Origin of the sequence: Winogradskyella sp. (genome assembly GCF_013213835.1) — a bacterium.
GTDB lineage: Bacteria > Bacteroidota > Bacteroidia > Flavobacteriales > Flavobacteriaceae > Winogradskyella.
Map to the genome: position 1 here is coordinate 353,570 of NZ_JABSSU010000003.1, position 14,195 is coordinate 367,764.

At 32.2% G+C, this 14,195-nt stretch carries 10 protein-coding genes; 5 read left to right on the forward strand and 5 right to left on the reverse strand.

Features of this window, described 5'->3' with window-relative positions:
• Window positions 1–11 precede the first annotated feature (11 nt).
• Complete coding sequence (locus tag HRU50_RS04485; protein ID WP_296348593.1) at window positions 12–1,091, forward strand: clostripain-related cysteine peptidase; 1,080 nt, start codon at window positions 12–14, stop codon at window positions 1,089–1,091.
• A gap of 11 nt (window positions 1,092–1,102) precedes the next feature.
• On the opposite strand, the gene HRU50_RS04490 is transcribed toward HRU50_RS04485, so the two are convergent.
• Entirely contained in the window at window positions 1,103–2,032 is a 930-nt protein-coding gene (locus tag HRU50_RS04490) for a DUF5694 domain-containing protein (RefSeq protein ID WP_296348595.1), read from the reverse strand.
• 198 nt (window positions 2,033–2,230) lie between these two features.
• Between HRU50_RS04490 and HRU50_RS04495 the strand changes: the two genes are divergently transcribed.
• Both HRU50_RS04495 and HRU50_RS04500 read left to right on the forward strand, forming a co-directional pair.
• Window positions 2,231–3,262 carry a histidine kinase gene (locus HRU50_RS04495; protein WP_296348597.1) on the forward strand — a complete coding sequence of 344 codons (1,032 nt, stop codon included), beginning with the start codon at window positions 2,231–2,233 and terminating at the stop codon, window positions 3,260–3,262.
• Window positions 3,259–3,945, forward strand: a complete 687-nt coding sequence (locus HRU50_RS04500; RefSeq protein ID WP_296348599.1) for a DNA-binding response regulator — start codon at window positions 3,259–3,261, stop codon at window positions 3,943–3,945. The genes HRU50_RS04495 and HRU50_RS04500 overlap by 4 nt, the downstream gene beginning before the upstream one ends.
• 63 nt (window positions 3,946–4,008) lie before the next feature.
• Here HRU50_RS04500 and glgP read toward each other — a convergent pair whose 3' ends face one another.
• Window positions 4,009–5,646: an alpha-glucan family phosphorylase gene (gene glgP, locus HRU50_RS04505; RefSeq protein ID WP_296348601.1), complete on the reverse strand. Its 1,638-nt coding sequence runs from the start codon at window positions 5,644–5,646 to the stop codon at window positions 4,009–4,011.
• A 205-nt stretch (window positions 5,647–5,851) separates the two neighbouring features.
• A complete protein-coding gene (gene glyA / locus HRU50_RS04510; RefSeq protein WP_296348603.1) occupies window positions 5,852–7,126 on the reverse strand; it encodes a serine hydroxymethyltransferase in 1,275 nt (424 codons plus the stop codon).
• Window positions 7,127–7,245: 119 nt separating this feature from the next.
• Here glyA and fahA point away from each other — a divergent pair, with 119 nt between their 5' ends.
• Both fahA and HRU50_RS04520 read left to right on the forward strand, forming a co-directional pair.
• A complete protein-coding gene (fahA, locus tag HRU50_RS04515; protein WP_296348605.1) occupies window positions 7,246–8,526 on the forward strand; it encodes a fumarylacetoacetase in 1,281 nt (426 codons plus the stop codon).
• Window positions 8,527–8,637: 111 nt separating this feature from the next.
• Window positions 8,638–9,819 carry a hypothetical protein gene (locus HRU50_RS04520; RefSeq protein WP_296348608.1) on the forward strand — a complete coding sequence of 394 codons (1,182 nt, stop codon included), beginning with the start codon at window positions 8,638–8,640 and terminating at the stop codon, window positions 9,817–9,819.
• A 59-nt stretch (window positions 9,820–9,878) separates the two neighbouring features.
• On the opposite strand, the gene HRU50_RS04525 is transcribed toward HRU50_RS04520, so the two are convergent.
• Both HRU50_RS04525 and HRU50_RS04530 read right to left on the reverse strand, forming a co-directional pair.
• Window positions 9,879–12,776: a PAS domain-containing protein gene (locus HRU50_RS04525; RefSeq protein ID WP_296348610.1), complete on the reverse strand. Its 2,898-nt coding sequence runs from the start codon at window positions 12,774–12,776 to the stop codon at window positions 9,879–9,881.
• A gap of 241 nt (window positions 12,777–13,017) precedes the next feature.
• Window positions 13,018–14,073, reverse strand: a complete 1,056-nt coding sequence (locus HRU50_RS04530; protein WP_296348611.1) for an Ig-like domain-containing protein — start codon at window positions 14,071–14,073, stop codon at window positions 13,018–13,020.
• Window positions 14,074–14,195: the final 122 nt, after the last annotated feature.

Here is a 14,195-nt window from a genome sequence, read left to right on the forward strand (position 1 = left end):
AGTATATTAAAATGAAAAGATTCTTTCAAACTTTAATCATAATTTTCTTTCATTTAAATCCCACAATTAATAATGCTCAAAATCAAGATAAATTTAAATCTGATTGGCATTTTAGCTACTACATGCCATATGATAACAACTTAGCTCGTTTTAGTGAACCTATTATTAAGATGATTGAGGAAAATATTAATACAGATAAAATTTCTGTAAGTGTTCAGCTCGATGACAAACAAACTGAGGGTTCTAGTAGATTTTTTATAACATCTAAAGGAACTCAAATTGAAAAAACTAAAGATGAATCATCAGATAATATAGAAACTTACACGAGGTATTTAAATTGGGTAGAATCAAAAGTCGATTACAAGAAACACGCAGTTATATTTTTAGATCATGGAGGAAAACTAAATGAAGTTTGCTTAGATGAATTCCCTAATAATGGTTTTTTAACCATTTTAGAAATTAAAGAAGCCTATAAAGAATTATATAAATCAAAAATTGATTTACTTTTTTTCCAAGTTTGCACAAAATCCGTTATCGAACCTTTGTACGAATTTAAAAACATGAGTAAATACACGATGGCTTCTCAGTTAGAACTTGGGGCACCAAATTATTATTATCCTGAGGTATTTAAATATCTATCTAACAATGACAATGTTTCTTCAGAAGATTTGGCAAATAAAATCATGGAATACGAAGCTTTAAACATGTATAGCTCCTATACACTTTTAAATAATAAAAAATTTGGTCATTTCGCTAGAAAACTAAGGCAATTCATTAAGAAGTTAAATAGAAAAAAAATAAACACCTTAAACGATAAACCTATTAAATACAGCTACTACCAAGAAGAATATTATGATTTAGTTTCTGTTATTAATAACATAAATCTTGAAAACGATAAAAGGTTAAGAAAACGTAGAGAGAAACTTGTTAGATATGTTAAAGAGAAACTAATAATTAAACATAAAACTAATCCCTATAAACCAGAAATGGAGATGTTTTCTGGCCTATCTATCTCAGGTGAAAATAAAACTGATTATCATAATATGACTCTTTATCATTTAACGACGATTTTGAGAGAGATGATAAACTAGAATTGTTTATATCATAAATCGTGATACATTATCACTTTTAAATTTGGGTCTAGTCGCTTCAGTTCATCACTCACTGCTTTTGCATGTCCAGCTCCAACAATTAACACACTACGTTCAACCTTATTTTCAGAAAGAACTTCAAGAATATTCTTTGCCATGTTTACATTTCTGTCATCCCATTTTTTCTGTTGAATTTTAAAATCCTCACCTTCAAAACCTTCAAATCTTAAAGAATTTATTCTATAATACATGTCTAATGTTTCTGGCTTGTTTACATATCTACCCAAGGACCATGATGCACCGGCAAAAATATTTCCCCATTTGTCTTTTCTAATTACCTTTTTAAATGTCTTTTTGCCTTCTTTTGTTCCAGCACTCAATGCACGTTTCCAGGCTGGCCAATAGCCTTGATAACCAGCATGACTATCTACGCCATAAACGTTTTTAAGTCCTAATTTTCGCATCACTTGGAATGTCAAATCCGGATTCTGGTTACCATAAGGCTTAAATTTTTTGGTAGCACCATGTATAGCATAATATCTATACATTCTTGTATTACCTTGGTCGCCAATACTTAAATAATAACTCTGAAGTTTTTTAAAGTCTAGACTGTCCAACTCAATATTTGGTGTATTAATAAGTCGTTTTATTTCATCCTTATGGTAGGTGAAAGTATCCCTGTGTTTAAGATAAGCTTCTTTAAACCAGCCATTCCATTCGCCCATAGCTGCTGTATCAGCTGTCTTAGCATATTCTGCCATTATAAGCTCTGGCTTATACTTAATGATTTTCTTAGCCATTGGTTTATAAGCACCTTTAACAATTTTTGGTAATTGGTGCATATCACCAACTATTAATATCTCTTGTTGTATTTGTTGAGCATTCACAGTAACTGCTAAAATGAAGAATAACCCTAAAAGTAATTTTGATAAATGATTCATGACGATGTGTTTTTTAATTACAACTCAAAGGTCATATACTTCTACTCCATTTAAAAAGAGAATCTATGAACTTTAAAGTCTTATCGGTTATTTTTCAGAGAGTTGGCTTGAAGTAAAAAAGTGAAATTTGACCGATTACAATATTGATTTCACAGATAGATTTTCTAAGAAACCTTGCAAATTCTTAGATTCGTAACTATGAAATACCAATTAAAACAGCTTTGCGTTGTATTCATTTTATACTATTTGGTTACAGATATTATAAAAGAATTGTTCGATAAAGGATTCACCAATGCCATTAACTACTTTTCTCAAGGTTATATAATAGTTCTTACCATATCAGTAATGTGCGTATTGCTTCTATATGTTATGACATCATACACCGCATTTTGGAGGTTTTATAACAAATGGACATTATGGAAAATCTTGACTGTAATTATAACGGTCTCATTTATAATCATTGGTTTAAGATATCTCCTAGAAGAAGTACTATTTAGAACCCTTTTTGGATTCGGTAATTATAAGGGCAATGTTTCTGCGTCATATTATATTCTAGACAACCTTTATTACACTATTCAGTATGTCATCTTAGGCATTATATTTTATTTCTGGCAATATTCAAAATACAATGAACAACGTAGTAACCAGTTATTAATTGAAAACCAGCAAATGGAATTAGATTTATTACGTTCTCAAACCAATCCTCACTTTTTATTTAATACACTTAATAATATTTATGCCTTAGTCAATATTGACTCCGATAAGGCATTAAGCGCCATTGAAAAATTATCACTTTTATTACGCTATTCTTTGTACAAAACTAAAACTAATGTTACTCTAGAAGACGAGATTGCACAAATTAAAAACTTTATTGATTTAGAAAGTATTAGACATCCTAAAAAACCACAGGTTAAGCTAGATTTAAATGGTGATATTTCAAACCTTAAAATACCACAGTTTATACTGTTACCTTTTGTAGAAAACGCCGTAAAACATGGCAATCTACAAAGTAAAACCACACCTGTTACGATAAAAATTTCAATTGTTGAAAATTTACTGCAATATGAAGTTATCAATGAAATAGAACAGAAACAAAAAGATAAAATTGGCGGTTTGGGACTAGAAAATTTAAGAAAGCGTTTGGAACTTTTATTTCCAAAAAGGCATAGCTTTGAGTGTAAAGCAGAAAATGGCATTTTTATTTCTAAACTCGAAATTCCTTTAAAATGACTTGTATAATTATAGATGACGAACCATTAGCAATCAAATTGCTAGAATCATATGCTTCTAAAATTGAAGATTTACAAGTTGTTGGGAGATTTAACAATGCACTTGAGGCACTTAAAATTTTAAGAGAACAAACCGTAGATATTTTATTCTTAGATATACAGATGCCAGAAATTACAGGAATTGAATTCAAAAAAATTATAAATCCAGATATAAAAGTCATCTTCACAACTGCATATTCTGAATATGCCTTAGAGAGTTACGATTTAAACGCAATAGATTATCTTTTAAAACCAATTACATTTCAGAGATTTTTACAAGCATTAGAAAAAGTAACGCAGAAAAAACAAATTGTCCAAGAAATTAAACCAACTACTGATTATTTCTTTGTTAAAACTGAATATAGACATCAAAAGCTCTTTTTCTCTGATATTTTATTTTTAAAAGGGCTAAGCGATTATGTTGCTATTCAGACTAAAGAAGGCAAGGTTTTAACGCTCCAGAACATGAAAGATTTTGAAAAGGATTTACCTAAAGACAGATTTATACGTGTTCATAAATCATATATCGTAGCTTTAGAGCATATTGATTACATTGAGCGTAATAGAATCGTAATTAATAAAGAATATATTCCAATTAGTGCAACATACAAGGAAACTTTTTGGAATATAATTGATAATAAATAGCGCATAAAAAAGCCTTTCAGTTTTGAAAGGCTTTTTCGCTATTAATCAAAGTTAAAACTCACTCTAGAATAATTTCTGATAATAATCATCTGCCATTCTGTGACTTGTAAACTTTGGAATGACATCGTCCATACCTTTAAATACAATACTTTGCCATTTCTTAGGATCATTATAGTACGTTGGAATAACTTCGTTTTCTAATATATCATACAAGTTATCTCTGTCTATGTTATCTTGTTCCCAAACCGGTAAATTGTGATCTAATTCAGGTAAAACAAAACAGTTCTTACCATGTTTTTGAAACTCAGGAATCCATCCATCATTTATTGACACATTTACAGAACCATTCATTGCAGCGGTCATACCACTTGTACCCGAAGCTTCTCGAGTTATTCTTGGGGTATTTAACCAAACATCAGAACCATCTTTTAGTTTTTTAGATAAATCCATCTCATAACCGGTTAATACGGCTAAATTCGGTGCTTCTTTAGACTGTCTTACCAAATGATTAAACACATCTATCGCATAAAAATCATAAGGATAAGGTTTGCCTGCCCAAATAATCTGAACTGGATATTTCTCATTTGAAATTAATTTTTTAAAACGTTCTAAATCCCCTAACAACAAATCTGCACGCTTATAACCCGCAAAGCGTCTTGCCCAAACAATCGTAAGTACTTTTGGATCAAATGTTTTCCCTGTTTGTTCAAAAACAGTTTCAAAAAGCTGTTTTTTTAATTTAGTTTTTCGACTCTTATACGACCTTACTTTTTTATCTGTCCAAGCTTTTTTGATGCTTTTATCTTGCCAAAAGTTTTGATTTTGTGCGTTAGTGATAGGAATAATTTTACTGACTCCTTCATAATCCTTCCACATATCATTGGCCACTTTAGCATGAAGTTTAGAAACCCCATTTGCTTTTTTAGCCATTCTTAAAGCAGAAATGGTATAATTTATCATTCCATTGTTCACCATTTCCTTAGAGAGTTCTTCTTCTGAAAGGTATCTTCCAAAGAATCCGCATCTATTTAAATGTCTTGCATCTCGTTCCTCATTTCCAGCCTTTTCAGGTGTATGTGTGGTAAACACCATTTGATTTTTCTTAATGCCTTTATCTCTTAAATAATAAAATGCTGGTAAGGCATGTCCTTCATTTAAATGATATGTATCTGCACCACCTAAAGCTTCTACCACCTTGGCACCACCAATACCTAATATAATACTTTGAGATACTCTTGTTACTTCGTTAGCATCATATAAATGGTTAGTTACAGTTCTAGACAAATGATCGTTACCTTCAACATCTGTAGTTAAAAAATACATTGGTACAGTACCAAAAACTTCAGGCTTTAATACATATGCTCTCACCTTTACATGTGGATTATCGTGCAATTGTACTTCAACTTCTATACCTGTATCTTCAAGAAACTCAAAACGTTTTTCTAAGAACTCAGTTCTTAGAGTTTCATCCTCATTTCTTGCTTGGTCGTAGTAACCATATTTCCAAAGCATACCAATTCCAATCATATTTTGCTTTTGTTCAAAAGCAGATCTCATATGAGAACCAGCCAAAAATCCTAATCCTCCTGAATAAATATTAAATCTTTGGTCAATACCAAACTCCATACTAAAATATGCGACTCTTTTGTTATATGCTTTAGCTGGTTTATATGGGTGCATCCATGTGCTATAATCTTTCATAATTTGGGTGTTATTTTTAAAGGAACAAAGTACCGTATATTAAATACATTGGAACATGACAAATGTCATTAGATTGTACTTTTATTGTTAAGAAATGGTCAATAAATAAAAAAGCCTTTCAATAAGATGAAAGGCTCAATATTCTGTTATTCATTTTGAATTAGCAGCTACTATACATGAGATGCTCAAACGTGCTCAGCTTGCACTAAGCATTAAAAAGTGGTCGTCCACCCATTAATTCATTCACTTTTTCAGCAACACCTTCTAGTACAGTTTCGTCTTCAAAATTGTTAACCACTTCATCGATTAAATCCACAACGTAGCTCATATCATCTTCCTTTAAACCGCGCGTCGTAATAGCAGGCGTTCCAACTCTAATACCAGATGTTACAAATGGTGATTCCGTATCAAATGGTACCATATTTTTATTAACAGTAATATCGGCTTTAACAAGTGCTTGCTCAGCATCCTTGCCTGTTATACTTTTATTTCTGAGGTCAATTAACATCATATGGTTGTCAGTACCACCAGAAATAAGGTTGTAATCTTTAGCCACAAATGCCTTAGCCATAGCATCAGCATTCTTCTTTACCTGAAGCATATAATGCAAGAACTCATCTGTTAACGCTTCACCAAAGGCTATAGCTTTAGCTGCTATAATATGTTCTAATGGACCACCTTGATTACCAGGAAAAACTCCAGAATCTAATAAGCCGGACATCTTTCGAAGTTTTCCGCTTTTTAAAGTAATACCAAAAGGATTTTCAATATTTTCACCCATCATAATCATTCCGCCTCTTGGACCTCTTAATGTTTTATGAGTTGTTGTTGTTACAACATGGCAGTGTGGCATTGGATCATTTAAAATACCTTTTGCAATTAAACCAGATGGATGAGAAATATCTGCTAATAAGATAGCACCAATACTATCAGCAACTTCTCTAAATTTAGCAAAATCTATATCACGTGAATACGCCGAAGCGCCAGCAATAATTAATTTTGGCTTTTCTTTCTGAGCTTGGTCAGCTAACATATCATAATCTATGTAACCTGTATCTTTCTTTACACCATAGAATGTAGGACGATATAATTTACCTGAAAAGTTAACTGGCGAACCATGCGTCAAATGTCCACCATGTGATAAATCAAAACCAAGAATAGTATCACCAGGTTTTAAACACGCATGAAAAACTGCAGTGTTTGCCTGACTACCAGAATGTGGCTGCACATTTGCATACGCAGCACCAAACAATGTTTTAGCTCTTTCTATAGCAATTAGCTCTACCTCATCTACAATCTCACATCCACCATAATAACGCTTTCCAGGATAACCTTCAGCATATTTATTTGTCAGCACTGAACCTGCAGCTTCCATTACTTGATCGCTAACAAAATTCTCAGAAGCAATCAATTCTAATCCGTCTAACTGGCGCTCCTTTTCAGCATGAATAAGTTCAAAAATTTGTTCGTCGCGTTGCATAAATTATCTCTATTATTAAATCGGAACAAAAATAATGAATCATTAGTTTTAATATCAAAAAATCATTAGGTTTGAATAGAAAATAATGAACAACTAATCAACAACAAGACTATATTAATATGCCATTATCAGCTAACGATCCAAATAGAACATCGTGGTTATATGTAAATAAATATTCTGATTTCCCAATTCAGAATATTCCATTCGGTGTTTTTCTTACAAGAGAACATATTATTACAATCGGTACACGAATAGGTGATACAGCCATTGATCTTGGTGCTATGCACCAGTTAGGTTACTTTGATGGTATCCCTCTAACTGATGACATTTTTTTACAAGATTCATTAAATGACTTCATAGCTGATGGAAGAAAAACTTGGCGTGCAGTAAGAAACCGTGTTGCTGAAGTTTTTGATTCTGAAAATGCAACCTTACGAGATAATACAAAACATAAAGAAATCATTTGTTTTCGATTAGATGAGATAGAAATGCAAATGCCTGTTCACGTTGGTGATTATACAGATTTCTACTCTAGTAAAGAGCACGCGACTAATGTAGGCGCCATGTTTAGAGATCCTGAAAATGCTTTATTACCAAACTGGCTTCATGTACCTGTTGGTTATCATGGTCGAAGTTCATCTATAGTTACAACGCACATAGCTATTCATAGACCACAAGGTCAAACAATGCCAGAAGGCGCCACTAAACCTGTTTTTGGACCAAGTAAATTGGTTGATTTTGAATTAGAAATGGCTTTTATAACCACTGACGCTAATGATTTAGGTGAGCCCATACCTGTTTCAGAAGCTGAAGAATATATCTTTGGTCTTGTATTGTTTAACGATTGGTCAGCTAGAGATATTCAAAAATGGGAATATGTGCCTTTAGGCCCTTTCTTAGGCAAGAATTTTGCTTCTTCAATGTCACCATGGATTGTAACTTTAGATGCTTTAGAGCCATTTAGAGTTGAAAGTCCTAAACAAAGTCCTAAACCTTTACCTTATCTTCAAACTAAAGGGAAACACAGTTTTGACATCCACTTAGAAGCAGGTATTGTACCTAAAGGAGGAAAGGAAACTACAGTTTGTAAAACCAATTTTAAATATATGTATTGGAATATGGCGCAACAACTAGCACATCATACTGTTAATGGTTGCCCTGTTAATTCTGGTGATATGATGGGAAGCGGAACAATTTCTGGTCCTACTGAAGATTCATACGGCTCTATGTTAGAATTGACTTGGAAAGGTACAAAACCTCTGAAAATGAAAGACGGTACAGAACGTAAATTTATCAATGACCATGATACTGTTGTAATGCGAGGTTATTGTGAAAATGATGATGTTCGTATTGGTTTTGGTCAATTAAAAACGCAACTGCTTCCTGTATTTAAGAAGTAGCTACTTAATTTAAAATTTAAATAAATCATAAAGCGCTAATAATTAGCGCTTTATTTTTTTGGCATAATCATTGGTTTATACTTCGTATAAAACCTTAAAAACCGTAAGATTATGAGACAATTTTTACTTTTAACAGTCCTTGTTTCGGTACTATTATCTTGTAGTGCCAAAAAACAAATTGAGTCAGCCATTAGTAATGGTAATTATGACCAAGCCATTTCTGAAGCATTAAGAAGGCTAGAAAACAATAAAGACAAAAAACGAAAGCAAGCTTACATTGTTATGCTTAAGGATGCTTACGATAAGGTTTTAACTGAAGATTTAAAGCAGATTGCTTATCTAGAAAAAGACGGCAATCCGGAATTATATAAAACTATATTTGAAAGCTATGTAGATCTTGAAGCGAGACAAACAGCCATTAAAAGAATTCTACCTTTAAAGATTAATGGTAAAACTGTTGCCTTTAGCTTTAACGATTACAGTACTAAAATTGTAGATTACAAATACAAAACTTCTGATTACTTGTTAGATAAAGGCACAGGTCTTTTGGATATAGATAACAAGTTTAAAGCTAGAGAAGCTTACAACCTTTTTAAGTATATAGATAACATTAATCCTGATTATGATAATGTAAGTGCTTTAATGCAACAAGCACACTTGGCTGGTATAAATTATGTACATGTATCTATTAAAAATGATACACAACAAATGATACCTCAACTTTTAGAAAATGAGTTATTAGATTTCAATACTTATGGATTAAATCAATTCTGGACAAGCTATCACGCTATAGCAGATGATACAATTGAATACGATTATGCTATGGAATTACAACTAAAACAAATTAATGTGTCACCAGAAAGAATTAATGAGAGACAACTCTTAAGAGAAAAAGACATTGTTGATGGATGGGAATATCTTTTAGATGACAATGGTAATGTTGCCAAAGACAGCTTGGGTAACGACATTAAAATTGACAGAATTATTACTACTAGAGCTAGATTCTTTGAGGTGTTACAGACTAAATCTGCTCAAGTTATTGCAGAGGTCGTTTATACCGATTTAAAACAAAATCAAATAGTTGACACCTTTACTATTGATAGCGGATTTGTATTTGAAAATGTTTTTGGAAGATTTAGAGGAGATAGAAGAGCCCTAAATAGAGATGACAGAAGACTATTGAGGCAAGAACAAATACAGTTTCCTACAAACGAACAAATGGTTTATGATTCAGGTGAAGATCTAAAGCAACAGCTTAAAGATATTATTAGAACCTATGCTTTTAATGATTAGAAATAAAAAAAACCTCTCGGAAATACCGGGAGGTTTTTTGCTTTCAATATCGACTTAAATCACAAAGGTAGTGAAACTTCAACCTTGGTCCCTTTTCCTACATCTGAAGTGATGTTAAAAATACCTTCGTGATCCTTAATGATAGAATATGTAATGTACAAGCCTAGTCCTGTTCCTTTACCTGGAGATTTTGTAGTATAGAATGGATCCATCACTTTATTTATATCTTCCTCAGATATACCTGTACCATTATCTATAATAGATATATAGACTTCACCAGATTTTATAAACGTATTAATTTCAATTTTACCTTTTAAAGGAATTGCATCAATAGCATTTGCTATTAAGTTGAGAAAAGCCTGATGAAGTTTACCGTTATTTCCCTTAACAATAACTTCTTCTGAGGTGAAATCTTTTATTATATCAACTTTATTAAAATACTTATTCCTAAGCATTAATAAGCAATCTTCTATTATTTCATGAATATTACACGACTCTACTTTCTCCTTATTTTCTCTACTAAAGAGGTTTAATCCTTTTACAATTTCTGCGCTTCTATGAAAACCCGCATCAATCCATTCTAAATATTCTAATAAATTATCCTTACTAAAATTAGTTTCAGCTCTTAACTCTTCCCTGATGGCATTGATACCACCTGATATATAATTGAGTGGATTATTCAACTCATGAGCTACACCAGCTGTTAAAACACCCAATGACGCCATTTTTTCTGACTGAATTAAATGAGATTGTGTTGCCTTTAATTTGTTTAAAGCCAATTGCCGTTCTTCTACGAGTTCCATCTCCTTTGTTATCTCATAGTCTGTCCCAAATACGGCAATTACATTTCCTTCATCATCAAATTGAGCTTCAGCTTTAACTCTTATGTATTTTATTTGATTAGTATCTAATGTTTTAATTTTATACATAAGATCCATTGGTTTCCCATCCTCGATACTTTCACGTAATGCTTTTTGAATTAATGGAACAAATTCTGGTTCTATGGTTCTTAAAAAACTTTCAAACGGTACATTATTATCTTTAAAATCTTCTTTGTTTAAACCAAATATGGCGAACTCAGTATCATCCCATAAAGCATAGTTTTGTTTAATATCTAAATACCAAACACCTACCATGGCATTTTGAGCAGCAGTCTTATAAATCTTTAATTGATTAATGATTTCCTCTTTTTCGACTGCAAGCTGCATCTCCTTCGTAATATCATAGTTAGTTCCAAACACCGCAATAGTATTACCTTCATTATCTAATTCTACCTTAGCCTTTGCACGGATATAACGTGTCTGACCTGTTTTTTGATGAATTATTCTAAACGATGTATCAAAATCAACTTGGTTTTCTATCGTAACCTGAAGTGCTTTTACAGAAGGTTCTATATCGTCAGGATGAAGACTTGTTTCCCATGCTTCATAAGCACCACTAAAACTCTCTTTGTCAATCCCATAGAGATCGTACATAATATTATCCCATATCAATGAATTATCGCGTACATCATAATGCCAAACACCAGTCTTTGCATGTTCAGCAACTAAATAATAACGTTCTAATTCTCTTGAAAGGTTAATTGCCTTTTGAGCACGTTCTTCAACTAGTTGTTCCAGATTCTTATTAATCTGTGCCAGCTCTTCTTCAGCTTTTTTTCTTTTAGTAATATCAATACCTACTGTATCCCATATGACTGAACCATCTTTTTGTTTGCTTGGCACACCTCTTAAATCTACCCATTTTGTTCTATTATTAGCAAAGACAATTCGATACTGAAATTCCCAAATGGACAGTTCAGCCGCAGATTTTTGTATAGACGGTATCATGAGTCTTACATCATCCTCATGTATTTTATCCCAAATTAAAGCTCTATCCTCAAGAGCTTCTGATTGAGTTATTTCAAACAAGTCTTCAACACCTTTACTTATATATAACAACTTGTCCGTTCCATCAGTATTTAATTGATACTTTAATACAACTCCTGGAACATTGTCAGTTACATTTTGAAATTCTTTTCGTCGTGCTTCTAATGCTAATTCAGCGTTCTTCTGATCTGTAATGTTGAAAAACACACCATTATGGACTATATTACCACTATCATCTTTAGAACCTGACGAATATGCTTCAATCCAAATTAATTCGTTTTCATTATTAAACGCCCTGAAAGTGTGAGACCAGTTGGTTTGATCATGATTAACAGCTAAAATAGATTGCATTATACCTTCATAATCATCTTTATGAATCTTTGACAACAAAAACTCTGTATTAGTCATTTGCTCTGCCGTAAAACCAAGATGATTAATTGCTTTTTCATGTACAAAAGGCATAGAAAAAGAACCGTCTTTATTAAAAACAAACTGATAAATAACTCCAGGTATAGAGTCTACTATCTGTCTAAACTGATTCTGTAGTTTATTAGTTTCTAATTCTTGTGAAACTCTATCTGTTATATCTTGAAACACACCAGATAACCCTATTAGATCATTATCTTTTATTTCTGGTCTACCTATGGCATATACCCATTTCAATCTATTTTTTGCCGTTATTATTCTCGCCTTAAAGCTGATAGTTTTTTTTAATCTAATAACATCGTTAATTGAACTTGTAACTAATTCTTGATCCTCTGGATGATAAAAGTTGATTGCATCTTCTAACGTAGGTAAAACATTGTTGGGTAAATCATGGATATCAAAAGTACTTTGAGTCCAATATAATTGATTGGTTTTAATGTTAAGATACCAACCTCCTACCTTTGCAATTTCACCAGTTCTATTTAAAAAATCTTCATTATCAATAAACACATAATCTTTAGTTTTATCATTACCGAAGTTTTTAAAACCTTTGCTACCCTTTAAATTATTTAACTCGGTTTCAATTAGTCGTAACCTTTGCTTGGTATACTCAAGTTCTTTCGTTAATTCTTTTAAATTCTTATTACCCTCGGAAGACTTCATACTACAAAATCAATAATAGATTAACTTATTTAAATGATTTAGATTGAATTTAGTTGGATTTATTTCGATATAGACTCGAGAAATAATGAATGATCCCTCTGTAATTTAATCATATTCTAGCACAATTACACTAAAGAAAAGTAAATAAGAATGTTTCTAAATTATACATCCCTATTTTGTATGAAGAAAAAAACCTCTTGAAAATTCAAAAGGTTTTGTAGTAATCTCTCTTTTTAATCATTTAATTATATATCACATTATCTATAGTTAATGCCGAAGAAAAAATATGATCCGTAACATCGGTAACGGTAAAAATTATAAATGCGGAACTACCGACATCACCAACGTCTATTGATTGATTTATCCAACCTGTTTCACCTGAATATGGATCACCATCATCAGGCATTCCGGCAAAACCATCACATTGTGTGTTAGTCGTACCAACAGTATTTACACTTGTTAAAAATTGTGAATACACCCCAGCATCGCCCACAATAGTTAGTAAAACGGAATCATCAAACTCACTATATACCCATTCCTGAAACTCAGCTGATAAAAAGTTGTAATCAAACGACACATTAGTAACATCAGATGTAATTGGACCTAAAATCATCATACTTGAGGCATCACCGATTGCATTTTCTGAGGACACCAAACTATCACCAGAAGTAATTGCTGCAAAATCATTACCCTCAGTAGCAGAAACACAACCTTGTGTTCCTTGCATAATATTTCCATCACCTAGGAAAATAACTCCATCCGATCCATTTTCAAAGCTCCCATTGTTATCAAAATTGCCTGTTGGTGTATTATCTGTAGAAAATGCTACTATATAATCTTCACCCGCATCAAAACTGTTTCCACCATCGTCGCTAAATCCACTTTTTAAAGTAAGTTCTATTGACGCATTTGGCTCAAAACCATTTTTTGGTATGAAGGTTAAAATTGCATAACCATTTGCTGCTTCGTTAATAGTAATTGTTCCGCCTTTCATTTCTCCATTTTCTGTAACTTCAAAATTACTTTCTATTGTTGAAGTATCTAACTTATCATTAAAAAATAATATAATAGGCATAGATTTAGGATATGTTGCATTTTGAACGGAAGGTACGGCCTGTGCAATTCCTAGAGCTTCATTGTCATCAGAATCAGTTTCACCATCTACAGCGCCAAGACCATTATTGACTATAGTATAAAGTGCTTCATCGGTCTGATTATTAGAATTATCTTCTTCACTACATGCGATGAAGACCAGAGTACTAAGTAATAATACTCCAAAACGTTTTAGTTGAGTCATGTCTTGGTTGTTTTTAGTTAAGACTCTCAATTTAACAAAAAAACATTGACCCACAAATCATAATTCATTAAAAACTAAACTGATACAACATAATCTAGTAGATTTTCCTATTTATGAAGTAT

Coding starts and splice junctions, on each gene's coding strand:
- HRU50_RS04485 (WP_296348593.1), top strand. CDS start 12: ATGAAAAGATTCTTTCAAACTTTAATCATAATTTTCTTTCATTTAAAT.
- HRU50_RS04490 (WP_296348595.1), bottom strand. CDS start 2,032: ATGAATCATTTATCAAAATTACTTTTAGGGTTATTCTTCATTTTAGCA.
- HRU50_RS04495 (WP_296348597.1), top strand. CDS start 2,231: ATGAAATACCAATTAAAACAGCTTTGCGTTGTATTCATTTTATACTAT.
- HRU50_RS04500 (WP_296348599.1), top strand. CDS start 3,259: ATGACTTGTATAATTATAGATGACGAACCATTAGCAATCAAATTGCTA.
- glgP (WP_296348601.1), bottom strand. CDS start 5,646: ATGAAAGATTATAGCACATGGATGCACCCATATAAACCAGCTAAAGCA.
- glyA (WP_296348603.1), bottom strand. CDS start 7,126: ATGCAACGCGACGAACAAATTTTTGAACTTATTCATGCTGAAAAGGAG.
- fahA (WP_296348605.1), top strand. CDS start 7,246: ATGCCATTATCAGCTAACGATCCAAATAGAACATCGTGGTTATATGTA.
- HRU50_RS04520 (WP_296348608.1), top strand. CDS start 8,638: ATGAGACAATTTTTACTTTTAACAGTCCTTGTTTCGGTACTATTATCT.
- HRU50_RS04525 (WP_296348610.1), bottom strand. CDS start 12,776: ATGAAGTCTTCCGAGGGTAATAAGAATTTAAAAGAATTAACGAAAGAA.
- HRU50_RS04530 (WP_296348611.1), bottom strand. CDS start 14,073: ATGACTCAACTAAAACGTTTTGGAGTATTATTACTTAGTACTCTGGTC.